This window comes from Microcoleus sp. Pol7_A1 (assembly GCF_036701085.1).
Taxonomy (GTDB): Bacteria; Cyanobacteriota; Cyanobacteriia; order Cyanobacteriales; family Microcoleaceae; genus Microcoleus; species Microcoleus asticus.
In genome coordinates, this window is the sequence record NZ_JAUBQD010000024.1 from 39,594 (window position 1) to 63,926 (window position 24,333).

Below are 24,333 nucleotides of genomic sequence, written 5' to 3' on the forward strand. Positions count from 1 at the left end.
ATTGTGTACCGCCGGAATTGTGATGGTACTTTCAGAGCAGTAGCTCGCTACTGGTAAAGTTCAGTTGTGTAAAATTCGATCGATCTATTGATGTGAATTCATAAAGCACCCATAAGTTTATGGGTGCTTTGTTCTGATTAGGTACTCGGTGAGGGGTAATCTTCATTAGGCTCTACTCATTATTCATTTTGCCAAATGTTAAAGAACATTCCTTTTATCCGAGAAATGCCTTTCTCCGGACGAGTAAATAGGTTGATGAAATATCAGGTTGTGCTCCAGCAGAGCGAAGAAGATTGTGGCGCGGCTTGTCTGGCTTCGATCGCTAAATTTTACGGACAGAATTTTACAATTAGCCGTTTGCGAGAATTTGTCGGCACTGGGCAACAAGGGACGACTTTACTGGGCTTGAAACAAGGTGCTGAGGCGATCGGCTTTAATGCGCGATCTGTGCGAGCGGCCGCTGCAATTTTAGACAAGCTTGATGATGCCCCTCTACCGATGATTATTCACTGGAACGGTTATCACTGGGTTGTTTTGTACGGCAAACAGGGCAACAAATATGCGATCGGCGATCCGGCTGTCGGTATGCGCTATGTTTCTAAAGCAGAATTAGCAGCAGCTTGGACAGATTGGCTGTGCTTGCTAGTAGAACCCGATCCGCAACGGTTTTTTGCCGCAGCAGACGGTCAACCCCCCGCCAATTCCTTACAAAAATGGATGCGCCGGATTGGGATTTACCGCCAGATTTTAATGGAAGCATTTTTGCTGAATGCAGTGTTGGGTTTGCTGTCGATTTCTTCGCCTTTTCTAGTTCAACTGCTCACCGACGACATCCTGGTGCGGGGCGACAGACAACTCCTGGGGAGTGTGGCGATCGCAGTTATAGTTATGAACCTGTTTAGCAGCAGTTTAGGATTGGTACAGTCCAACTTGATCGCTCAGTTTTCCCAGCGTTTAGAGTTGGGATTAGTGATGGAATTCGCGCGCAAATTCCTGCGATTGCCTTTGAGTTTTTACGAAACCAGACGCAGCGGCGAAATCGTCAGTAGATTACAAGATATCCAAGAAATAAATAAATTAGTTTCTCAAGTCGCTATCAGCTTGCCCAGTCAATTTTTTATAGCTATAGTTTCTTTTATTTTTATGCTGTTTTACAGCAAGGAATTGACGCTGGCAGCTACAGTAATTGCTGTGTTAATGACTGCCTCTACAGTGGTGTTTTTGCCAGTTTTGCAGCACAAAACTCGCAGTTTATTTGTGCTGGAAGCAGAAACTCAAGGCGTTTTAGTAGAAACTTTTAAAGGCGCGCTGACTGTCAAAACTACTAGCAGTACCCAGGAACTTTGGGAAGAATTTCAAAGCCGCTTCGGCCGCTTAGCAAATCTCACTTTCCGCACTACGCAAATCGGCATTCTAAACAATATATTTTCCGGTTTTATTGCTTCGGCGGGCAGCATTACTCTGCTGTGGTTGGGCAGCGGTTTGGTGATTGACAAGGTATTGAGTATCGGTCAGTTGCTAGCGTTTATTAGCATGAATCAAAACGTTACTACTTGGGTGACTTCCTTAGTCGGATTTTCGGATGAAATCACTCGCGTCCAGACAGCAACTCAACGGCTTTCGGAAGTCATCGACGCTGAACCGGAAACTAAAAACGATAGTAATAAACCTTTTGTAACCATTCAGGACCGCGACGGTATTGTTTGCAAGGGTGTTAGTTTTCACTACCCCGGCAGACTTGACTTGCTGGAAAATTTTTCCGTCACGTTTCCCGGCGGTCAAGCAATTGCTTTGATCGGCTATTCCGGCTGCGGAAAAAGTACGCTAGCTAAAGTAATTGCTGGTCTGTATCCGCTGCAATCGGGTAATATTAGAATTGGCGGTTACAACTTGCAGGATTTGTCTCTCGACAGTCTGAGACAGCAGGTAGTATTGGTTCCTCAAGAAGCGCATTTTTGGAGCCGTTCGATTCTCGAAAATTTTCGTTTGGGAAGTCCAGAAATTAGCTTTGAACAGATTGTGAAAGCGTGTAAAATTGCGGGTGCGGATGAATTTATCAGCCAATTACCTGATAAATATCAAACAGTTTTAGGGGAGTTTGGAGCGAATATTTCTGGCGGACAAAGACAGAGATTGGCGATCGCCCGCGCCATTCTCAACAACCCACCCGTATTGATTTTAGACGAATCTACCGCAGGGCTTGACCCCGCAAGCGAAGCGGAAGTCTTAGAAAATTTGTTGATGTACCGGCACGGGAAAACGACGATTTTTATCAGTCACAGGCCGCGAGTGATCGATCGCGCCGATTGGATTATCATGTTAGAGCGCGGCAGGTTGAAACTGCAAGGATCGGCTGCAAAATTGCGATCGATTCCCGGAGATCATTTAGAGTTTTTGGAACCTTGAAAACTTGTAGGGTTCGTCAGCATATAATCTCTCAATTTATAGATTAAATAATCCTAACTCCCTAGGGACACGGCATTGCCGTGTCCCTACAAAGGCTTGGTTAATGTACCCTGCAAACTAGGGCGATCGCCTCTTGATTTTCTAGCACCAAACCGTACTCCAAACCTTCAACAACAGCCTGACAAGAAGCATCCAAAATATTACCAGAAACCCCGACAGTTGTCCAGCGGTCTTGACCGTTACTAAACTCAGCCAAGACGCGAGTTTTAGCAGAAGTTCCCGCACCGCCGTCAAGAATCCGTACCTTGTAATCTGTCAAGTAAAAATGGGCGATCGCCGGATAAAAATTCACCAAAGCTTTCCGCAAAGCCGCATCCAAAGCTGAAACCGGGCCGTTTCCTTCCGCAGCTTCCAAAATATTTGTACCGTTTACTGACAATTTCACCGTTGCCAAAGCCATACAGTCTTCGCCAACCTTATCGCAGTGGACTTGAAATCCCTTAATTTCAAACCACGGCGGCCGTTGCTCCAAGGCTTCCCGCATTAACAATTCAAAAGACGCCTCAGCACCCTCAAATTGATATCCCTGGCTTTCCAAATCTTTCAATTTTTCCAGAATTTGGCGGCAAGCAGGATTTTTGCGATCGAGTTCAATGCCAAAAGTCCGAGCCTTCGCCAAAACATTGCTCAAACCAGCTTGATCGGAAATCACAATGCGGCGACAGTTGCCGATTTTTTCTGGTTCCAAGTGTTCGTAAGTCAGCGGATTTTTCTCAACCGCCGATACGTGAATTCCGCCCTTGTGAGCAAAAGCGGAAAGACCGACAAAAGGAGCACGGTCATCGGGAGCAAGATTGACAATTTCGCTGACCGATCGACTTACTTGAGTTAATCTAACTAATTGCTCGTCTTGAATGCAATCATAACCCAACTTGAGCTGAAAATTAGGAATCAACGAACATAAATTAGCATTGCCGCAGCGTTCGCCGTAACCGTTAATAGTTCCCTGTACCATCGTCACTCCTTCCCGCACAGCAGCCAAAGCATTAGCAACCGCAACTCCCGAGTCGTTGTGAGTGTGAACTCCTAACTGTAAAGATTTTTCGCTATTGCTTCCTAAAGCTTCTAGAACCTCGCGAACAACCTGACTGACTTCGTGAGGCAAAGTACCGCCGTTAGTATCGCAAAGCACCAGCCATTCTGCACCGGCATCCGCCGCCACTTCTAAAGTTTTAATAGCATAATCTCGATTGTGCTTGTAGCCGTCAAACCAGTGTTCGGCATCGTAAATAACGCGCCTTCCCTGACTCCGCAAATATTCAATTGTATCTCGAATCATCGCCAGATTTTCTTCTAGCGTCGTCTTCAAACTTTCAATAACGTGCAAATCCCACGACTTACCAAACAGTGTCACCCAGCGAGTACCGGCGGACAAAATAGCCTGCAACATTTCATCATTTGCTGCAGTTGTTCCCGGCCGCCTTGTCGAACAAAAAGCGACAACTTCGGCTTGAGTTAGCGGCTGTTCTTTGAGCCGCCAAAAAAATTGTACGTCTTTAGGATTCGCCCCCGGCCAGCCGCCTTCAATAAAGGGAATTCCTAAAGTGTCTAATTGCCGAGCAATTCGCAGTTTATCTTCGAGAGATAAGCACAGTCCCTCGCACTGAGCACCGTCTCGCAGCGTGGTATCGTAGATCCAGAGCCGATTTGTCATGGGAAATTGCGATCGAGAAATTGGTAATATATCACTTACTATATTAGATGGATTTATTTGAAATTAATGCGATAATATATATGAAAATTAACATAAATCTAACAGGGGTAAATTACTGTGGTCAAAGTACAAGCGCAAGGAAAAACATTTGAGTGCGATCGCGGAGCCAATCTCCGTGAAGTTTTGCTCAAAAACGACATCGATCTCTACAACGGCAACGCCAAAGTCATCAACTGCCACGGCCTCGGTACTTGCGGCACCTGCGCCGTCACCGTCGAAGGCGAAGTTTCCGAGTCCCAGTGGCGCGAAAAAGCCCGACTTTCGGTTCCTCCCCATTCTTCCGCCTCCAACCGCCGCTTGTCCTGCCAAACCAAGGTTTTAGGCGATATTAAGGTGACAAAATATGACGGTTTCTGGGGCCAGGGCTCTGAAACTGTCTGGAAACCCCAAGCATAGATTTTTTGTTAAGGAAGGCAGATAGGACGATCGCCTTGCAAGATAATATGTAAGACTTGCGCAAGAATTCTAACTGTAAGGTGCACACACCAGCACCTTACCATCAAGAAAGCCCAGAGGTCAAAAAAGTCAGAAAGTCCATATAAAAGTCAATGAATTCATCTAAAGATATTCTGATTATTGGCGGCGGAATAATTGGTCTTTCGCTAGCAGTTGAACTGAAATTGCGAAGGGCATCTGTCGCTGTACTCACCGCCGATTCTAAACAACCGACTGCCCGGGCTGCCGCCGGAATGCTTGCCCCACAAGCCGAACGAATTCCTCCCAGTCCGATGCTGGATTTGTGCTTGCAAAGTCGCGCACTGTATCCCGCCTGGGTGGAACGGCTAGAAGATATTACAGGATTGAAAACGGGATATTGGCGATCGGGAATTCTTGCGCCCGTGTGTCAAAACGAGCCTCAAGAAAAGCCGCTTTTGTCAAACCTTAATTATCAATGGTTGGACAGAGACTCTGTTCACCAGCACCAGTTGGGATTGGGTCAAGAAGTAATGGGCGGTTGGTGGTATCCTGACGACGCTCAAGTTGACAACCGCGCTTTATTTCGGACGCTTCAAGTTGCAAGTAAAGAATTAAAAATTGATATTATTCAAGGCAGTGCCGAGGAAATTATTCGGCAGGGAAACCGAGTTATTGGAGTGGAAACAACGGCAGGAAAATTACAAGCTGACCGTTATATTTTGGCGGCAGGTGCTTGGTCTGAGAAATTATTGAATATTCCTGTTTATCCAATAAAGGGGCAAATGCTGTCAGTATGCGTACCAGAAAATAGTGGAGTGATGCAGCCGCTGCAAACAGTTTTATTCGGGACTGGAATTTATATTGTGCCGCGTCAAGATGGCAGAATTATTATTGGTGCAACTAGCGAAAATGTGGATTTTACGCCTGGAAATACGCCTGCGGGAATGCAAAGTTTGTTAGCAGGAGCGATTAAGTTATATCCAGAATTACAAAATTATCCGATTCTGGAGTTTTGGTGGGGATTTCGGCCGGCTACTCCTGATGAGTTGCCGATTTTGGGTGCTAGTGCTTGGGAGAATTTGACGCTGGCTGCGGGGCATTACCGCAATGGCATTTTGTTGGCTCCGGTGACGGCTAAATTGTTGGCTGATTTAATTTGCGATCGGAAATCAGATCCGTTATTGGCTGCTTTTCATTATTCGAGGTTTCCTGAATCTTGGAAATTTGAAAATGGTAAATAGTGAGATTTTTGGCTTTTTTAAAGACGAGGCAGAGCCGGGGAACGAGAAACGAAAGTCAACCAAAAAGATATTTTTTGCTATAATCTAATCAGCACAATAGGGTTTTGTAAGTTATGACTTTCAGTGATGTGGTCGAGACGATCAAGAATCTTTCTACTGACGAAAAGCAAGAGCTTCAACTGTTGTTGAAGCAATATCTCCGGGAAGAACGTCGCGAAGAAATGTATCAAAACTTTAAGTCAGCGCAGATTGAACAACAAAAAGGTGAACTGAAATTTTTCGCTAACATCAATGAACTCAGACTAATGATAGAGGAATAATCGTGGAAGTCAGTTTCAGCTCTTCATTCAAGCGTGCTTTCAAAAAGCGGAGCAAAGGCGATGCTGATTTGGAGGCTAGGTTTTGGCAAAAGCTGGAACAGTTCATCAGAGAGCCGTTTGAACCAAGCTTAAAAACTCATAAATTGTCCGGTAGGCTCAAGGAGTTTTGGAGCTTTAGCGTAGATTACGACGAAAGGGTACTTTTCTACTTTACAGAAGACGGAAAAGCCGTGTTTGTAGATTTGGGAAGTCATGATGAAGTATATTAATCGACAGAACAGTTGCTACAGTAATCTGTATCTGTAGCGTGCGCAGTGCGCACCTTACCGCTGTAAGTAGCGCGCCAAACCATTTTTTGGTAAGTCCTGATTAGTTCGCATCCTGTTTTTTGGGTTGGTTCAATTCTCTGCATTTAGCGGCAGCCAAATCGTAAGCATTTTGGTAATCGCTACCGCCTAACATCAAATCGCCGTAATATTCATAAGGTTGATTGCCATAAACTGGCAGCGGGTCGTCTTCAGGATAATCTTCTTTTGATTCTTCTAGGATTGCTTTGAGTTTCTTGACGCTGAAGCGCTGTACAGGGAAGTAATGAATGTCTTGAGCGATTAAACCGAGATGGGGAAAGGTTGGGTCAACAATTCGCTCGTCGAGTTCAATCCAGCTATACTCGATGGGTTTATACGGTGCTCCGGGCACAGCTAAAAATCCTTGAACATAAATTGCCCCCTCGGTAGCTAATGCAGCTTTACAAGCGTTGTCAAAGCAGTTTTTACGGTTGCTTTTGATGCGCGCCGCTATTTCAATAGAAAGCGTCTCATCTAATAGTTCGGTCATAATCCCTTTTAGTCGCGTGTGCGATTAGATTGTAGCAAGTTAGAGCTCCGAGCACAAAAAACGATCGCCAGCAAGTGCGGTTATTTCTCAAATTCCCGTCTTCAGGAGTAGATACAGAATCAAGCAAAAAGTTGTGGATGTTTTGTCAGCTTTGGTTTCCAGGGCGGGCTGTTTGTCGATCGCCCCTATAGCCCGCAAATCACAAGTTTTCGGGAGTAGCCCAACTTTTGAACCTGCGATCGAGTTGGGCGTAGAGCCTGGAAGGGTAAAATGTGCCACAGACGATACAAGCAACAATACTGGCTTACATAACCGAACGCCGATCGTGCAACCAACCAATCATATTAATGCTTTCCGGTGCAGCGATTTGTTCGGCTGCTGGCAGGCTTCACAGTTTTTTCTGCAAAAAAACCAGAGTTGTGATAACCTCATAAATGTGCAAAAATCGGTTCCAACTAAAAAAAACCGTTGGAAGAAACAGCGAAAGTCCGGCGTAGATCCGGCGCTGTCCCGCAAATGTGATGAGATTATACAGTCTCTTAGTCAGAATGCCCGCCGATATCCCAAACCTGTTCTTTTTCGTCTAAGAGGCATAGATGATCGTTAATTCAGCATTCTCAAAATTAATGTATTATGGCGAGCGGTCTATTCACTTAGAAAGATATTGATTAGATTTCACTTATTCCTGATAGATTTTTAGTCAAGTAATAGTTTATTCATGACTATGAATCCTAGGCTATCGTCCACCAATTGCTAAGCTAATCAGCATTTAAGTTGCACATCAACAAATAATCAAACCATGAGTATGCCATTGCCCCGACGCCGCCCCAAATATGCAATTTAAATGTGCAATATCTGAATTATTTCACTGTAGTTGGGCGCTACTTTTTGCAAATAATACCCTGTAATGGTCTCAACTCAGTCTCAGTATATTTTCGCTGTCAATACGGTTCCGCATCACTTGCAATTCCTAACTGAATTATCGCTAACAGATTATCTGTAACGACCGTCAAGAGAGGCATCCGCTATCTCAATTTTGCTTGAAATCATTGCGACCTACAATACCACCCAATAAATTATTATTCTGCTAATAGGTCACGGTTAAATAGAAATCGATTTACTGCAACGATTAGCAATTACTCTTGCCGTTTGTTATGAGCAAGTACCTCAACGTTGAGATGAATTTAAGCTTTGCGAGACACCCAAAGGAGGAGCTAATGAACTAAATATTACCAGCAGGTTTGTAAAGCATGGGCTGAATTTAAACCGCAATTCATGCAATTACCTGCAACAAAACAATGCCAAAAATAGCCACCATATGCTGATGCTAAGCTAAGCACTTATCCACACACCATAGACATACTGAATGAAAAGCGCGATCAAAAAGTCCGATTTTGTGCTAGCTCCTTATATGAAGAGCCACAATTTGAAAGCTACTTGCCAAATACTCAATACAGTGATTCCTTATATATTCTTATGGTTTTTAGCATTTAAAGCGGCTGCCATTTCTGTATTCCTTCTTCCGCCGATAATCGTGTTGATGACACTTTTTTCAGGACGTTGTTTCTCTTTGATGCACGATTGCGGGCATTATTCTCTTTTTAGCTCCAAAAAAGTCAATCGCATTATGGGTTTTATCCTAGGTATCATCAATGCGATTCCTCAGTACCCCTGGTCGAGGGGACACGCTTATCACCACAAACATAATGGTAATTGGGATATGTACCGAGGCCCTTCGGCGTTGATATCCACCGAAAAATTTGCGGCCCTAAGTCCATTTAGTCAAAAGATGTATCAGTTACTCAGACACCCATTGATGCTGTTTCCAGGTGGTTTTTTCTATCTAATTATTAAGCCAAGACTAGCGCTGATATTGGGAACCACGGGTTTTATCCGACATATTTTTGCTTGTCTCAATCAAGATTTTGGCATGGGTTTATCTGCAATCATTGCTTCTTATAAATCCAAACATTGGTATACGACGGCTGAGTTTTGGGATTTACTGTTCAACAATATTTGTGTTATGGGTAGCTGGATTTATCTGAGCAACTTACTGGGGTTTGGCTTTTTCTGGAGTGTTTACTCAATTGTCATGACCTGTTCAGCAGCGATATTTATCTGTATTTTCTTTGTTCAGCATAATTTTGACGGTTCCTACGCTCATAAAGCTGAGGGTTGGGACTATCTTCTTGGGGCAATTGAAGGCAGTAGTTACCTAAAATTACCAACTATTCTCAATTGGTTTTCGGCTGATATTGCTTACCACAATATTCATCATCTCTCTGAGCGAATACCTAATTATAATCTTCTGGCTTGTCACAATGCTAATATTCACCTGCTTGCTAATTCAAAATTACTGACAATTCGCGATATTCCTGACTGCTTCCAATTCATTCTTTGGGATGCTGCTTCAGATAGTCTGCAATCGATTAAATTATTTCAAGAAGCCGAAGAAATTCCCTTGAATAATGTAGCTAATTAAAATCGGTTGGCAATGAATTTGGTCGCTTTTTTATCAGTCACCAAAATCCTATGATTAGGGATGCAGCTAGTGGGAGAAATTTTAACAGTAACTTTCCTAGTTAAGTAGGTGGTTAAAAATAAACATTAGATGGGTCTGGCGGGTTTAATCGGGAGCTATGCTAGCAGCCAGTTTATTCTGACAAAACCCGCCCTCCTCGTGACCAGTTTATTTGCACCAGCCTACTTATCTAGGGTCTAAGTATAGATGACTCAAAGTATCTGTCACTGGTCAATGCAGCAATTCCTCTAATTTTTGCTGGTTCCACAAATACTGATAAAGCCCTGTTTGCCCTACCAATTCAGCGTGAGTGCCGCTCTGAACTATTTCTCCTTTCTCCATCACAAAAATGCGATCGGCAGTGGCCGCCGCTGACATTTGATGCGAGATAAAAATTACTGTTTTGCGATCGGTTCCCGTTGCCAAGTTTTGCAAAATATCGGTAGCAGTTTGATTGTCAACGCTGGAAAGAGCGTCATCCAAAATTAACACCGGGGCGTCAACTAACAAAGCGCGAGCAAGTGCCGTCCGCTGCCGCTGTCCGCCGGATAAAGTAATGCCGCGCTCGCCGACAACTGTTTTGTACTGCTGCGGAAAATTGAGGATTTCGGGGTGAATTTGCGCTTGTTTTGCCGCCGCTTCAATCTCCGGCTGTTCCGCTAAAGGGTTTCCGTAGCGGATGTTATTCTTGATGGTAGTGCCGAACAGAAAACTTTCTTGCGGAACGTAGGCGATCGCCCCGCGCAATTGGGTCAATTTTACCTTGGTAATATCCTGTCCGTCTACAAATAACTGACCCGGATCGATATCGAGCAAGCGTGGCAGCGCATTAGCTAAAGTTGATTTTCCCGAGCCGATCGCGCCAACAATTGCGACAGTTTCTCCCGGTTGTATGGTAAAATCAACATCTTTTAGCGCGGGTATCTTAGCACCGGGATAAGTATAATTTAGATGGCGAGCCGCAATTTCGCCTTTGACTGGAGTCGGCAGTTCAACTGCACCGGCAGCATCCTTAATTTGCGGTTCCACAGTCAGAATTGATTCGATGCGATCGACACTCACTTCTCCCCGCTGGTAAGCAGTAATTGTGAAACCCAACAGCGCCGTGGGAAACACCAAACGCTCGACATAAATCAGCAACGCCACAAAATCGCCAATGCTAATTTGACCCTTAGCAATTGACCCGCCACCAGCCGAAAGCAGCACCAACAAACTGATGCTTGCCAAACCGCCCAGCAGCGGAAAAAGAAAGTTTCTAGTTTTTGCTAATTCCAAATTAGCTGATAGCAACTGCGCGTTGCAATCGCGAAAAGCTCGGCGTTCGTTTTCTTCTTGAGCGTAGATTTTAATTACGGAAATCCCGCTCATATCCTCCTGAATTAAATCGCTCATCGCCGACAGTTCTTCCTGTACACTTAACTGCTGGATACGAAGTTTGTCGCTAAATAACTGTACCAAAACCAGCATTAAAGGATAAACTGCGATCGCCAGCAGCGTCAGCCTTACATTAATCCCCAGCATCACCGGCAAACTCAAAGCATAAGCAAAAGCTGTATTCGCCAAACTGAGCACCGCAAACCCCACCAAGCGCCGAATATTGTCCAAATCGGAAGTAGCGCGGTTAATTAAATCCCCTACCGTATTGGCGGCAAAATAAGACGGTTCTAATGTTAATAAATGATTAAATATTTGCTGTTTGAGGTCAAATTCGACTTGACGCCCCACGCCAAACAGCAAAATCCGCGACACCATCCGAATCACCCACATAATTGAGGCGAGGAGCAGAATTAGTGCCACGTAGTTGAAAACTTGGTCAAATTTAGTCGCAACTTGGAGAGTGTCAACTGCATTCCGAATTAGCAGGGGAATGTAAACGCCCACAGCATTGACAATTAACAGCGAAAAAACGCCCCAGAATGTTGGTTTCCAGTGCGGGCGCATATAAGAGCCGAGTTTTTGCAGTCGAGAATAACGAGCCATAGGAAGAAGGAAGAAGGAAGAAGGAAGAAGGAAGAAGGAAGAAGGAAGAAGGAAGAAGGAAGAAGGAAGAAGGAAGAAGGAAGGAGGTTCGGCAGCGGATTTTGTAACGGATTTAACGGATGGATGCTGAAGGAAGAAGGAGTCTTCCCCAAGGTTTTTAGCAATTAAGAACGTCCTAATAGTCTTGGCGGTTGCTATAGAAGGTAGAAGTTTGAAAAAAGAATAGAAGCTCTATCGAAAGGTAGATGACCGAAAACACAAGTTAAGAAATTTTGAATAAAAATTCTGCTTGGGGATGACGCGCCATAAAAGTTGGGTTTGGGGCATAACCAAAATTCGATCGAGATGTCACAAACCACATTATATCTGCGGGACACGATATCTGTGGGGACACGATATCTGCGGGGACACGATATCTGTGAGGACACGGCAGTGCCGTGTCCCTACCCACCCGGAACGATCGCCCAAATCTCCAATCCGCCCCCGGAATCCCCCGCAGCATTGGGGCGCGCTACAATCAAAAATTGATCGGTTTAGCACTCAGACTCAGAGAGTGCTAAATTTGCTAATGTAAGCGACAGGAGACAAACATGACCAAAATAGTTGCATTTAGCGACAAATCTCGGCGGGCACTAGAACGCGGCGTCAATCAACTTGCCGATGCTGTCCGCATCACCTTGGGCCCGAAAGGCCGGAATGTCCTATTGGAAAAGAAATACGGCGCTCCCCAAATCGTTAACGACGGTATCACCGTTGCTAGGGATATCGAGCTCGAAGACCCCCTGGAAAATGCCGGCGCTCGCTTAATTCAAGAAGTCGCCTCCAAAACTAAAGATATCGCAGGCGACGGCACTACAACCGCAACGGTCATAGCTCAATCCCTGATTCGCGAAGGTTTGAAGAATGTCGCAGCAGGCGCGAACCCAGTCGCGCTGCGCCGGGGTATTGAAAAAACGATCGCCCACTTGGTACTGGAAATCGAGAAATTGGCGAAACCCGTCGAAGGGGCTGCAATTGCTCAGGTCGCCACAGTCTCCGCCGGTAACGACGAAGAAGTCGGCGCAATGATTGCCCAAGCAATGGAAAAAGTCACGAAAGACGGCGTAATTACTGTTGAAGAGTCGAAATCTCTGACAACAGAATTGGAAGTTGTCGAAGGGATGCAGTACGATCGCGGATATCTTTCTCCGTATTTCGTCACTAACACCGATCGCATGGAAGTTGAGTACGAAAACGCTCGCATCCTGATTACCGACAAAAAAATTAGCTCAATTCAAGAACTAATTCCAGTTCTCGAAAAAATCGCCCGCACAGGTCAACCGCTGCTAATTATCGCCGAAGATATTGAAGGCGAAGCTTTGGCAACTCTGGTAGTCAACAAAGCCCGCGGCGTATTGAACATCGCAGCAACGAAATCTCCCGGATTTGGCGATCGGCGCAAGGCTATGCTTCAAGATATCGCCGTGCTCACCGGCGGTCAACTGATTTCCGAAGAAGTCGGACTCAGCATCGATACCGCAACCCTAGAAATGCTCGGTACCGCCCGCAAAATTACGATCGACAAAGAAAACACGATCATTGTTGCTGGCGAAGAACACAAAGCTGACGTGCTAAAACGGATCGAGCAAATCCGCAAGCAGCTAGAAGCGACGGATTCCGACTACGACAAGGAAAAGCTAACCGAACGCATCGCCAAACTCGCCGGCGGTATCGCTGTAATTAAAGTCGGCGCAGCTACCGAAACCGAGCTCAAAGACCGCAAACTGCGTATTGAAGACGCTCTGAACGCTACTAAAGCTGCTGTGGAAGAAGGTATCGTTGCCGGAGGCGGCACGACGCTACTTCACCTGATTACAAAAATAGATGCGATCAGAAATACTTTAGACGCCGAAGAACAAGTAGGCGCTGACTTGGTTGCTAAAGCTTTGGAATCACCTTTGCGTCAAATCGCTGATAATGCCGGCGTTGAAGGTTCCATCGTCATCGAGCGAGTGCGGGCGAGCGAGTTCAACATTGGCTACAACGCTCTCACCGACGTGTACGAAGATATGATTGCCGCTGGGATTATTGACCCCGCTAAGGTGGTGCGATCGGCTTTGCAAAATGCCGGTTCCATCGCTGGTATGGTTTTGACCACTGAAGCTGTGATTGTCGAAAAACCCGAGAAGAAAAAAGCTGGTGGCGACATGGGCGACATGGGCGGCATGGGCGGCATGGGCGGCATGGGCGGCATGGGCGGCATGGGCGGCATGGGCGGCATGGGCGGCATGGGCGGCATGGGCATGATGTAGTGTTCAGTCTTCAGTCATTAGTCTGTAGGGTGCGCCACAAGCACCATTGGTGTAAACAAGCGCGTCTTATGTAGTACCGTCTAATGTTTGAGGATTAGGGCAGCTTATCCCCCCGGCGCCCCCCTGATAGTCCGGGGGGACTTGAAGCTATCAAAGTCCCCTTTCTTAAGGGAGATGCAATAAGGATCGGGACTAAGCTAAAAGCGAGAGTTCTCATGAATTTTAAGCTTGAGTTGGCACCTATGCAGTGCGCGCCTTACCCCGATCGATCGACTAAGATTTTTCCAAGAAACGGCGTCTCCCCGTCTCCCAATCTCCTTTAAGACGACGGAGTTACATTGTTGCTGTGCAAGTCTTGAGGAGATTGAAACAGAGTTTCGAGATAAACTCTCGCAGCTTGGCGATAGCTGCGCGAAGCTTCAGGCGTACCGCTATCGGCATTTTGCAACAAAAACAGCGACAGGGCCGCGCAAAATACTCGGTCTAGATCCCATTCGGGATGGGTTTCCAGGTACGTTTTGAGAGAATCGTGCAGCGTTTCGGGAATTTCGGCAAAAATACTGACTGTTGGGTTCATCATTTTTTTTAGTCTCGCTAATAAATTGAAAACAGAACCCCCCTTCGGCCGGATACAGGTGCAGGCACAGCCGAAATCAGAGCGCTTTTTTTTTAGGTCGGTCGCATCATTGTGCGCTATCAGGGGGTGGGTTTGTCAATGTTGCGAAATATTACAAATTCCTTTAGATAAAAAAAAGGTTTACCAAATAATAAGCTTTTCAGGGCATTTTTTGTTACATATCTTTATGGTGTCAGGGTTTTATGAGGGATTGGGCAGCAAGTTAACGAAATCCCCAATTCCGCAGCAAGATGCTACCGTGCCGTTAATATCTGTGGAAAACTTTGTCGAATCTGTGGAAAACCTCAGACTTGCCTGTGGAAACGCTGTGGAATGTTTAGGGAAAAGTCAGGGAAAAAATAAGAATTGCAAAGGGCATGGGACATGGGCATGGGGCATGGGGCATGGGGCATGGGGCATGGGGCATTGTTGACTGTTGACTGTTGACTGTTGATTAATGTTATTGGTTATTTGTTATTAGCCACTGCAAAGGATTAACAACTGACAACTGACAACTGACAACAGTCAACTGACTAAGTGCCACTCTGCCGCTTTTTGGCGGATGGTTGCCAATTCTGCAGGCGACATTTTGTCGAGATTGGCTAAGATAAAGCTCATGCGACCGATCGACTGAAGTTTGTCCCGGTGGCGCGCTAGGAAATCCCAGTAGAAGAAGTTGAAGGGGCAGGCATTTTCGCCGGATCGCACTGTGCGATCGAATTTGCACCCCCGACAATAATCGCTCATTTTATTGATGTAATTCGCAGAAGCAGCATAGGGCTTTGACGCCAACACACCGCCGTCAGCAAACAAACCCATGCCCAGCACATTAGTCTGCATTACCCAGTCGTAGGCATCAACAAACGCACTGTGGAACCACTTTTCTACCTCAGTCGGCGAGATTCCCGCAATTAGACCAAAATTGCTCAAAATCATCAACCGCTGGATATGGTGCGCGTAACCGCTGCCTTCGACTTGAGTTAAAGCTTGGCGCAAACAGTTCATATCTGTTTTGCTGGCGTCCCAAAAAAACTTCGGCAGCGGCTGAGTGTGGTTGAACCAATTCTTCTCAAAATAATCAGCATCCACGTAAAAATACATACCGCGAATGTATTCTCGCCAGCCCAGAATTTGGCGGATAAAACCTTCGACGCTGTTTAAATTTAAGTTTTTTTCTAGGTAGGCTGTTTCGGCAGCTTGAATAACTTCTAAAGGATGCAGCAAGCCAATATTGAGATACGGAGAAATTAGGGAATGCCACATTGTTTCCTCCCCCGTTACCATCGCGTCTTGATAAGGGCCAAAAGCGGGGAGACACTGTTCGATGAAATTATCTAATACTTGCAGTGCTTGCTCTCGTGTAACCGCCCAGCGAAAAGGTTCAATGTTTCCGTAAGTTGGGAAAGATAGAGATTTAACTTGTGCGATAACTTCTTGAGTTATGGCGTCCGGTTCAAACCGCAGAGGTTTCGGTGTATCCAGTTTTCCTTTGGGTGGCTGACGATTTTCTTTGTCAAAATTCCACTGACCTCCGACAGGCTTATCGCCCTCCATTAAAACTTGGAAACGCTGGCGGCTGGCTCGATAGAAGTCTTCCATTAACAAACGTTTGCGGCTTGACGCCCAATCTTTGAATTCTGTTTCTGTCCAGAGGAATTGATTGTTGGGAATCAGGGTTGTTTTGCAGGGGAGTTGCAAGTTTTGAATGAGCTGTAAAAAAGGTCGATCGTTCGGAGCCATCACCCGCACTTCGGTGATATTGTGAGCTTGTATCCAAGCTTTGAGAGGTGCTTCAAAGTCCCCCGATGTTGTGTAAGTGACTTGGCAGCCCCCGCCGCGCAATTCTTCAGCGAAGTGCCGCATTGCCGACCAAATTAATACTAATTTTTGTTGGTGGTAGCGGCGCTGTTGAACGTGCTGCCAAGATTCAATTAAAATTACGGGTAGGGAAGATTTATCATCTTCTGTGCGGTTGAGAGCAGCTTGGTTCTGCCAAAGTTGATCGCCTAATATCCAAACGCCAACAGTCATTTTACTTTTTTTACCCTAAAAGTTATATTTTAATTTTCCTGAGCGCTGATTGTCTGTTACGACAACTTAATGGGATGAAAAGTTACAACTCAAAACTTATGATTTTTCCGCTTTTCCCGAGAACTCACTAGAGCATAACATTGATTTCCAAAGATAGGGAGACCGACCCGCAAATTTAAATTTTATGTCTGTGTATCCTTCAGATCTTAATAACTTGGTTAGCGTCTTTACTGAAAAAAATTTAATGTGACCGTTATCCCAAAGTACGGTAAAATGTTGATCGAGTTTGCCAGAAATAGCTAACGCCAGGTTTTTCAAATAGCCGTGATAGGGTGTGGAAATAATTAGCCTTCCTCCCGGCTTGAGGCATTTTTTTGCAGCTTTTGCTAATTCTTTAGGATAAAGCAAGTGTTCGATTACTTCAATGGCTAAGACAACATCAAATGATTGCAGCATATCGGTATCTGGGAGGTCGTAAATATCTGCTTGGATAAACTGACAGTCGGGGAAACTTTGACGGGAGATGGCAATTCCGGGCGCAGAAGTGTCAACGCCGACAACTTCGCAGCCGTGCTCTGCGATGACGTGACTGAGGCTGCCATTGCCGCAGCCGAGATCCAAAACTCGGAGTTGTGTCTTGCTGGCCTCCTGAAGTGTCGCCAGCATTTCTAAAAGGGGAGATATCAAATAAGCGTGATGATATCTGGGACGGTTGTTTGTGTAATAATACGTATAATTGCTAAAGTTTTTTTTCATCGATTAGGTTATGGAAATTATTGCCGAGACCGCCAATTTACGGAGCGCGGGTGTACTGTTTGGGCCAAAGTTCGCCAGCTTAGGGTTGTCAGAGTCGATCTGCAGCTCGATCGTCTCATTCTTTTTTTTTGACAGGTGAATTGTTATCACCGGATCAATCGGATGTCAAAAGAAATCTTTCACAGGGTGCAAAATCTCGAATCGCCCATCTCTGCCCATCTCTCGCCCATCTCTCGAAGGCATTCGGAAAGAAAAAGTCCCATTGAGCAAAAATTCTCTCCGTACACTAGCCGGAAACCGAACTTTTTGCCTCTTAACTTTGGCCGAGTCCATCCATGCGATTCTAGCTTCAAACAACTGCGGTATGTCCAGCCGAGGCTTTTTTGCAGCCTGAAAAATCTGCCCTGGGGCGATCGGGTGCAAGTCGATCGGAGAAGTGAGGAGGGATGTGTGACGGAAATCACAGGCATTCGCCAAACAAATTGCTGAGCATCTTTAAGTCCACACACTTAGAATCGAGATTACTACAAGTGGCTTCTATAATTGTGTTTAAATGTTGTTCGGACGCTGTGTTGTCCCGTCAGCAGAGCACCCTAGACTGATTGGCGCTTTGGATCTGGTTTATTTCACTTTAATGGTCGCTGTTGGGTGTTGCACCTTAAGTTAGATACGTCCTATGGTTAAGTTAGGTCAATCCTCCTTTCGCCGTATTTTACTGTCGCGGATTTTGTTGCTCAGCGTACCTGTTCTACTGGTGGGGGAGTATGTTACCTATCGCAAGGCACGCTCGACGCTTCTGGAAACTGCTCGTCAAAACTTGACAGAAAGTGCAGTCAGAAAAGCAGAAACTATTGAACAGTGGGCGAAATCGCTGAAGTCGAATCTGATCGGCGCTTCGGAAAGCTCGATGTTGCAGTCTGTAAATCCGAAGGATTATCAAAAGTTTATCGCGCAATTAGGGCAGCGGTTGCCAGCGCAGGTTGATTGCTTGCAATTGACTAATTTAAAGACAAATCAAGTCATAGCAAGCACTTGCGGGCAGCAGCCGATTCAGTCGCTGCCGGCTAAATTTTGGCCGCCAGTACAGCAGCAGCAGACGCTGCTGGACGACAAGAGCGTTTACATCAGTCTGTCGTTGCCTCAGCAGCCGCAGGCGAAAGCAAACGACCAGAAGGTGGCTTTGGGTGCTGAGGATTTTCCAGAGGCGGGTAAAGAAGGCCGCGATAGCCAAGTGAGTTTGGTGTTGAGCGCTCCTGTTTACATTCGTCGGGGCAATAGCCTGCAGTTGAGTTATGCTTTGAGTTTGCAGTCGGCCTTGCCTGTGCAAACCAGCGCTCCCAAGGGTTCTCTAGCCGGCTATACGGTGGCGATCGACCAAGATGGGACGATTTTGGCGCACCCGAATATCAACCGCGTGGGCCGCAATATCGCCCAAGAGGCAGATGCCGATCGACTAAAAAGTATTGTCAGAAGGGCGATCGCAGGCGGAACAGCTTTTCTCCACCTATTTTCCTTTGAAAGAAATGGTGTAGAGTTGTTAGCAGGATACGCTGCTATCCCGAGTCCTTCAACTAAACAGGAGAACAGCAAGTGGATTATTTTAGCTGTTTCGCGTTTAGATTACGCTCTGTCAGGTTTGGAAGAAATTCAGCAAGTTTTATTTAATTTAATTGTAGGTTTGGTTGCTGCTAGTATCATCGCGACTTTATATCTGTCTCGCGACTTGGCGCGTCCTCTGGAAAAACTGAGAGACTACGCGCTGAAAGTAGATACGGAAGCGCCGCAGGCCGTGCCGCAAAATTTCCAAATTAGGGAATTCAATCAACTATCAGAAGCGCTAAACAGCATGGTGCAGCGCCTCAGATCCTGGGCCAGAGAATTGGAAGTGGCAACCAAGGAAGCGCAAGTTGCCAATCAGTTAAAAAATGAATTTTTGGGCAATATTTCTCACGAATTGAGAACGCCGCTAAACGGGATTATTGGTTTTATTCAAATTGTTCGGGACGGCTACTGCGATGACAGAGATGAAGAGATGGAGTTCTTACAGAGGGCTCACGACTCGTCCATGCAATTGCTAAATATTATTAATGATATTTTGGACATTGCTAAAATAGAAGCCGGTACGTTCTCCATGATGTTAGAAGTAGTTGATATTACCCAGGTACTTGAAGACGCGATTGATTTGCAAGCACCTCTAATGGAGGAAAAAGGCTTGAATTTAAGTTTGCCCGCACCTCACGATCCGATTATTGTTCATGCCGATCCGGAGAAGCTAAAACAGGTGTTTTTGAACGTTTTGAGCAATGCGATTAAGTTTACCGAGTCGGGCAGCGTTAATATATCTGTGCGGCTAGAATCGAGGAAGAATTCTCCTGGTTTTAACGGCAGTGCGGAAAGTACGACTGGCCACAGCAGTCAAAGCGATTGGGTGGTGGTGACAATTAAAGATACGGGAATTGGTATCGATCCCGAGCAACAGCAGAAATTGTTTCAACCTTTTGTGATGGCTGATGGTTCTACAACTCGCAGGTTTGGCGGTAACGGTTTGGGTTTGGCTATCTCCCGAAGGATAATGGAATCTATGATCGGAAGCATTACCCTGCACAGCGCGGGTGTGAATCAAGGTACTACGGTGATGATTTCTTTGCCAGTCAATCAGCAGTCAAGTTTTTATTATCACAGCGAGGACTTGGTAACGGAAAATGGAAATTTCAAAAGTTGATGAGTGATTTTCCCAATCTAAAATCTAAAATCTAAAATCTAAAATGGTATTAGGGGCTGTCCGCCGAGTTCGAGGGATTTGCTCAAAGTGCTGAGAATGCGGATTAATTCTACGGAGGCCGAGCCGGATGAGGTAGGACAGGGGGTATTAGTTTGCACGCTGTTGAGGAATCGATCGCACACTCGCTGTAGCGGTTCTGCCGATTCTAAATTCAAGACTTCGCGGTGTCTGAGGCCCGTTGGCTGCGGTGCGATCGCACTTTGAAAAGAGTTATTCTCTTCGCCTCCCCAATCTGGATTGCCGCGCTGCACAATCAGGGGAGTTTCTGGCGACATTTCATCAAAAATCAAGGTTCCCAAACTGCCAACAACTGTTAAGCGCCGCTGTTTGTCGGGATTTAGCCAGCACAGGTGAATAAATGCTTGAAATCCGTCGGGATAGGTGAGGGTTACCCAAACTAAATCTGCTAGTCCTTCTGAATGATTCGCAGTCATCCGTGAAGAAGCAAATTGATTTTGTATTTCTGCTGCTACTTCTTTATTTATTCCTTCTTCCTTCTTCCCTCTTCCTTCTTCCTTCTTCCCTGTTCCTTCTTCCTTCTTCCCTGTTCCTTCTTCCTTCGGAAACACAGTGCCGATCGCGCTTACTTGAATTGGGGTTTGTTCCAGCCAAGTATTGAAAATAGCGATATCGTGAACGGCCAAGTCCCAAAGGGCGTCAACGTCATGGCGCACCGGTTCAAAATGCGTGCGCTGGGCGTAACCGTAGCGCAATTTTCCGAGTTGATTCTGTTGAATAATTCTTTGACCTCGATCGACTGCTGGATGAAACAGATAAGTGTGGTCAACGAAGAGTTGCCGCTGCTGTTTTTCGGCTAATTGACAGAGTTCTATTGCTTCAGTCAGGTTGAGGGCGAGAGGTTTTTCTGCTAAGACGTGGTAGCCTTGTTTCAGCGCTGCTGCTGCGAGGGTGTAGTGTGTGGAAGCTGGAGTGGCGATCGCCACAGCTTCCAGTCCCGGCAATGCTTGCAATTGACACCAATCGGCAGCTAGAATCACCGAGGCATCGAGATTAAACTGTTTTTGGACGGCCGCCAATGAATCGAGATTCGGGTCTACTACCGCTAAAACTTGGCTGTTGGGATGTTTGAGAAAGTTGCGAATTAGGTTAACTCCCCAGCGGCCGGCACCCAATACAGCTATTCCGATTTTCATTGATTATAATTTCAAAAATCGCACAGTAATAATAGCATATTTTGTTATTATTATCTATGTTTTAACTCCAAAAAATCACTGTTGACTGTTGACTGTTGGCAGTAGTTATTGGTTATTGGTAGCAGCTAACAAATAACCAATAACTGATAACACCAGTCAACAGTCAACAGTCAACAGTCAACTGACTACCAACTAATTTATTGAAAGCTGCCTGAGCCGCTGCTTGTTCCGCCGCTTTTATCGATCGACCTTTTCCCTCTGCTACCAACTTTCCCTGAACGAGAACTTCTGCTGTAAAACGATCTTCCCCGCCCTGCACTGTCCCGGTTTCTTGCACGCTATATTTGGGCAAAGTTTTGTATTTCCCTTGAGTCAATTCTTGGAGAGCAGCTTTGTAGTTTTGGCGGGCCGGATCGCTGCGGATTTCTGTCGCTAACCGTTGAAAGTGAGAATCTAGCCAAGGGCGAATTAATTCTAACGTCTGGGTACTCAAATAAAGCGCAGCCAGTACCGCTTCCAAAGCATCGGCCAGTCGGGGTTCAGCGCCTGTTTTGTCCGAGGCGGCGCTGCTGGAAACAATTAAATAGCGATCGAACCCGTAACTTTCAGCGATTTTAGCAAGATTGCGATCGCTCACCAAGATCGATCGAATAGCAGCAAATTCGCCCACTGTACAGTCGGGATAAGTCTCAAACAACAATTCCGACGCCGCCAGCCGCACAACTGCATCCCCCACAAACTCTAGTTGCTCGTAATTTGCCTTAGCTGACGCGCTCGCATGAGTTAAAGCTAAATCGAGGAGATGCCATTTGATCGCAGCATTCTTTGGCAGTCCCAATTTTTGAATTAATGTTTCAAGTTGCTTTTGGCGACCCGGATAAATCATACCATTTTAGATTTTAGATTTTAGATTTTAGATTTTATAATTGGGAATTACGCATGACTCTCCGGGCTTGGAGCTTGTCTAAAATTCCATTCTTTTTTGTAAATGGTATCAGATTCATATCACTAGAAAGCTTTCCATTAAAAAACTAAATAGTCCTCCGGGTGCTTGTAGTCCGCTCTGTCAAGGAGATCGAGAAGTGCCTCAAACGCTGGAAATCTCTGCTTCGGGCGATCGAGAAATCTTCTTCATTTGATAGACGATTAGCAATAAATAACATTTCAAGAACAAAGCTCAACGGTTACGATGACGCAAACACGTTAACGACACCTTGACAAGTCTGGCAACAAGCACCTTACCCAAAATTGGGTGGGGAAAAAGTCGGACATAAGCCGGGTTCTGTTCTCTCAACTGCAAGCAGTTTTCGAGGGCAGTTATCTATCTGGGACGCCTGTTACCAGACGCCTCAAGCGGTACCAAAAAACAGAACTGGTAAAAAACCAACCGTAGTCCCTCCGACCTTGCTCCCAACTGGGGTTTACCTAGCCAGCACCTCTCGATGCTGCTGGTGCGCTCTTACCGCACCTTTGCACCCTTACCCCCTAACACTTTGCGATTTTTGATGCTCGATTTTTGATGCAATCTCAAATCTCAAATCTCAAATCGGGGGGCGGTATCTTTCTGTGGCACTATCCTCACGATCGCTCGCACTGGGCGTTACCCAGCAAGTTTGGTTTTTCGGGAGCCCGGACTTTCCTCAGACAAGCTTTCGCTAATCCGCAACCGCCTGCGCCTACTTTTTCCCCAGATTTATTGTACGCGATCGTTCGTCAATCAATTTGGGATTTGAGATTGACGATTTTAAGTCGCCCAGTTAATTTGGACATTTGTGTTTATTCAAACTCTTGTGCGGTGTCCGGGAAAGCCCGCGCAACAACTAAATTGTCATGCAAGTCCCCTTAAATTCACTCACGGATGAATCTGGAGGCGGAAAAATTTGGGAATTATGATGCAAGGGTTTATGAGACGGCTTCAACTAGGGCAAGGAAACCTTTTTACCTCACAGGATTTTGAATTATTCAATCCTCAACCCAAAATCTCAAACCTCAAGTCTTAAATCCGGTTACTTTACTGAGTCATCTTTCACCACAGTAGAAAAATTATCAAACCAGCCCCGCCGCCAGAAGAAGTAAACTAAAGCCGAGGCGATAGCTAGCATCAGTGCCCAACAAAGCGGATATCCAAAATACCAATTCAGTTCCGGCATATTGAAAGGCGATTTTTCTGTATCGAAATTCATCCCGTATACTCCCGCCACAAAAGTTAGAGGAATAAAGATACTAGAAATTACTGTGAGCAATTTCATAATTTCATTCATTTTATTGCCCACCGATGACAGATAAACATCCATTAAACCCGAAGACAACTCTCGATAGGTTTCCACCATATCCATCACCTGCACCGTGTGATCGTAACAGTCGCGCAGGTAAATTCGCACCTCTGGACTAATCAAATCACTGCTATCTCGAATCAAAACATTAATTGCATCCCGCTGCGGCCAAATGGCGCGGCGCAGCGTCAGCAATTCTCGCCGGATTTTATAAATTTTTTCCAGGGTTTTGCGGGTGGGGTTCACCACCACTTCATCCTCTAGTTCTTCAATGCGCTCTCCGTAAACTTCTAATACTGGGAAAAATCCATCTATAATCGAATCTAAGAGAGTATAAGCCAGATAATCTGAGCCGTGTTTTCTAATACTTCCTTGTGCTTTACGAATGCGATCGCGCACGGGGTCAAAACAATCATAGTCCGGTTCTTCCTGAACAGTTAGCAGGTAATGTTTACCCAAAAGCAAACTAACTTGTTCTTTGTGAAAATTCTCTGAATTCGGCTTAATCATCACCATCCAGGCAATGATTAAAATATGATTTTCGTAATGTACAACTTTAGGGCGCTGGGGTACATTAACCACATCCTCTTGAGCCACCAGATGCAAATCAAACACTTCGCCCATTTGATGCCAAGTTTCTTTATTTCCCAATCCCAACATATCAACCCAAGAAACAGATGCTGTATCTAAATACGCAGCAGCTTCTTGAGGATTGGCTAATGTGGTGCGAGTAGCTGCTGTCTCGCAATAGTCAATTAATATAATCTCGGGAGGCGGCGCATCGATTGGTAAGTCGAGAGTTCCCGGCGGAGACCCCGGAACGTCATAAAAATAGTCAACGTAGGAATCATCATCATCATCATCATCTTTAATTGTTTTTGCAACTGCACTAGAAGTATGTATGCTTTTGGATACCATGCTAATATTCCTGACT

At 45.6% G+C, this 24,333-nt stretch carries 21 protein-coding genes and 1 other RNA gene; 10 read left to right on the plus strand and 12 right to left on the minus strand.

Going from position 1 to position 24,333, the window contains the following annotated elements; all coding sequences use genetic code 11:
• Nucleotides 1-195 precede the first annotated feature (195 nt).
• A complete protein-coding gene (locus tag QUA20_RS15400) occupies nt 196-2,406 on the plus strand; it encodes a peptidase domain-containing ABC transporter (RefSeq protein WP_333189673.1) in 2,211 nt (736 codons plus the stop codon).
• Between the two features lie 100 nt (nt 2,407-2,506).
• Here QUA20_RS15400 and cimA read toward each other — a convergent pair whose 3' ends face one another.
• The gene (gene cimA, locus QUA20_RS15405) at nt 2,507-4,120 is read right to left on the minus strand and encodes a citramalate synthase (protein ID WP_333189674.1); all 1,614 of its coding nucleotides are present in this window, start codon (nt 4,118-4,120) and stop codon (nt 2,507-2,509) included.
• 117 nt (nt 4,121-4,237) lie between these two features.
• Here cimA and QUA20_RS15410 point away from each other — a divergent pair, with 117 nt between their 5' ends.
• The 4 genes from QUA20_RS15410 to QUA20_RS15425 all read left to right on the plus strand — a co-directional run bounded on the left by QUA20_RS15410 (nt 4,238) and on the right by QUA20_RS15425 (nt 6,427).
• Complete coding sequence (locus QUA20_RS15410) at nt 4,238-4,576, plus strand: 2Fe-2S iron-sulfur cluster-binding protein (protein WP_172192212.1); 339 nt, start codon at nt 4,238-4,240, stop codon at nt 4,574-4,576.
• A gap of 152 nt (nt 4,577-4,728) precedes the next feature.
• A complete protein-coding gene (thiO, locus tag QUA20_RS15415; RefSeq protein WP_333189675.1) occupies nt 4,729-5,838 on the plus strand; it encodes a glycine oxidase ThiO in 1,110 nt (369 codons plus the stop codon).
• A 113-nt stretch (nt 5,839-5,951) separates the two neighbouring features.
• On the plus strand, nt 5,952-6,158 hold the full coding sequence (locus QUA20_RS15420; RefSeq protein ID WP_333189676.1) for a hypothetical protein: 207 nt from the start codon (nt 5,952-5,954) through the stop codon (nt 6,156-6,158).
• A gap of 2 nt (nt 6,159-6,160) precedes the next feature.
• The gene (locus tag QUA20_RS15425; RefSeq protein ID WP_333189677.1) at nt 6,161-6,427 is read left to right on the plus strand and encodes a type II toxin-antitoxin system YafQ family toxin; all 267 of its coding nucleotides are present in this window, start codon (nt 6,161-6,163) and stop codon (nt 6,425-6,427) included.
• A 100-nt stretch (nt 6,428-6,527) separates the two neighbouring features.
• On the opposite strand, the gene QUA20_RS15430 is transcribed toward QUA20_RS15425, so the two are convergent.
• Together QUA20_RS15430 and QUA20_RS15435 are read right to left on the minus strand one after the other, a co-directional pair.
• Nucleotides 6,528-6,995 (minus strand): hypothetical protein, encoded by a 468-nt coding sequence (locus tag QUA20_RS15430; protein WP_333189678.1) that lies wholly within the window; start codon nt 6,993-6,995, stop codon nt 6,528-6,530.
• A gap of 87 nt (nt 6,996-7,082) precedes the next feature.
• The gene (locus tag QUA20_RS15435; RefSeq protein WP_333189679.1) at nt 7,083-7,274 is read right to left on the minus strand and encodes a hypothetical protein; all 192 of its coding nucleotides are present in this window, start codon (nt 7,272-7,274) and stop codon (nt 7,083-7,085) included.
• Between the two features lie 1,087 nt (nt 7,275-8,361).
• On the opposite strand from QUA20_RS15435, the gene QUA20_RS15440 reads away from it, so the two are divergent.
• Nucleotides 8,362-9,477: a fatty acid desaturase gene (locus tag QUA20_RS15440; RefSeq protein ID WP_333189680.1), complete on the plus strand. Its 1,116-nt coding sequence runs from the start codon at nt 8,362-8,364 to the stop codon at nt 9,475-9,477.
• 270 nt (nt 9,478-9,747) lie between these two features.
• Here the strand turns inward: QUA20_RS15440 and QUA20_RS15445 are convergent, their stop codons facing one another.
• Nucleotides 9,748-11,496 carry an ABC transporter ATP-binding protein gene (locus QUA20_RS15445; RefSeq protein ID WP_333189681.1) on the minus strand — a complete coding sequence of 583 codons (1,749 nt, stop codon included), beginning with the start codon at nt 11,494-11,496 and terminating at the stop codon, nt 9,748-9,750.
• On the opposite strand from QUA20_RS15445, the gene QUA20_RS15450 reads away from it, so the two are divergent.
• The 3 genes from QUA20_RS15450 to groL all read left to right on the plus strand — a co-directional run bounded on the left by QUA20_RS15450 (nt 11,473) and on the right by groL (nt 13,787).
• Nucleotides 11,473-11,664, plus strand: coding sequence for a hypothetical protein (locus QUA20_RS15450; RefSeq protein WP_333189682.1), 192 nt, complete (start codon nt 11,473-11,475; stop codon nt 11,662-11,664). The genes QUA20_RS15445 and QUA20_RS15450 overlap by 24 nt on opposite strands.
• Nucleotides 11,665-11,841: 177 nt before the next feature.
• Nucleotides 11,842-12,024, plus strand: coding sequence for a hypothetical protein (locus QUA20_RS15455; RefSeq protein ID WP_333189683.1), 183 nt, complete (start codon nt 11,842-11,844; stop codon nt 12,022-12,024).
• A 62-nt stretch (nt 12,025-12,086) separates the two neighbouring features.
• On the plus strand, nt 12,087-13,787 hold the full coding sequence (gene groL, locus QUA20_RS15460) for a chaperonin GroEL (RefSeq protein ID WP_333189684.1): 1,701 nt from the start codon (nt 12,087-12,089) through the stop codon (nt 13,785-13,787).
• 319 nt (nt 13,788-14,106) lie between these two features.
• Here groL and QUA20_RS15465 read toward each other — a convergent pair whose 3' ends face one another.
• The 4 genes from QUA20_RS15465 to QUA20_RS15480 form a co-directional block, all read right to left on the minus strand.
• Nucleotides 14,107-14,364 carry a DUF2811 domain-containing protein gene (locus QUA20_RS15465; protein ID WP_050813024.1) on the minus strand — a complete coding sequence of 86 codons (258 nt, stop codon included), beginning with the start codon at nt 14,362-14,364 and terminating at the stop codon, nt 14,107-14,109.
• Between the two features lie 564 nt (nt 14,365-14,928).
• The gene (locus QUA20_RS15470) at nt 14,929-16,434 is read right to left on the minus strand and encodes a cryptochrome/photolyase family protein (RefSeq protein ID WP_333189685.1); all 1,506 of its coding nucleotides are present in this window, start codon (nt 16,432-16,434) and stop codon (nt 14,929-14,931) included.
• A 96-nt stretch (nt 16,435-16,530) separates the two neighbouring features.
• Nucleotides 16,531-17,190, minus strand: coding sequence for a class I SAM-dependent methyltransferase (locus QUA20_RS15475; RefSeq protein WP_333189686.1), 660 nt, complete (start codon nt 17,188-17,190; stop codon nt 16,531-16,533).
• Between the two features lie 165 nt (nt 17,191-17,355).
• On the minus strand, nt 17,356-17,667 hold the full coding sequence (locus QUA20_RS15480) for a hypothetical protein (RefSeq protein WP_333189687.1): 312 nt from the start codon (nt 17,665-17,667) through the stop codon (nt 17,356-17,358).
• Nucleotides 17,668-17,866: 199 nt separating this feature from the next.
• Here QUA20_RS15480 and QUA20_RS15485 point away from each other — a divergent pair, with 199 nt between their 5' ends.
• Nucleotides 17,867-19,912, plus strand: a complete 2,046-nt coding sequence (locus QUA20_RS15485) for an ATP-binding protein (protein ID WP_333189688.1) — start codon at nt 17,867-17,869, stop codon at nt 19,910-19,912.
• Between the two features lie 38 nt (nt 19,913-19,950).
• Here QUA20_RS15485 and QUA20_RS15490 read toward each other — a convergent pair whose 3' ends face one another.
• The 4 genes from QUA20_RS15490 to corA all read right to left on the minus strand — a co-directional run bounded on the left by QUA20_RS15490 (nt 19,951) and on the right by corA (nt 24,317).
• Nucleotides 19,951-21,126 carry a Gfo/Idh/MocA family oxidoreductase gene (locus QUA20_RS15490; RefSeq protein WP_333189689.1) on the minus strand — a complete coding sequence of 392 codons (1,176 nt, stop codon included), beginning with the start codon at nt 21,124-21,126 and terminating at the stop codon, nt 19,951-19,953.
• Between the two features lie 163 nt (nt 21,127-21,289).
• Nucleotides 21,290-22,012: a ribonuclease III gene (gene rnc / locus QUA20_RS15495; RefSeq protein ID WP_333189691.1), complete on the minus strand. Its 723-nt coding sequence runs from the start codon at nt 22,010-22,012 to the stop codon at nt 21,290-21,292.
• 370 nt (nt 22,013-22,382) lie between these two features.
• Nucleotides 22,383-22,809, minus strand: an RNA gene (gene rnpB, locus QUA20_RS15500) — RNase P RNA component class A.
• Nucleotides 22,810-23,132: 323 nt separating this feature from the next.
• Complete coding sequence (gene corA, locus QUA20_RS15505; protein ID WP_333189692.1) at nt 23,133-24,317, minus strand: magnesium/cobalt transporter CorA; 1,185 nt, start codon at nt 24,315-24,317, stop codon at nt 23,133-23,135.
• Between the last annotated feature and the right edge of the window lie 16 nt (nt 24,318-24,333).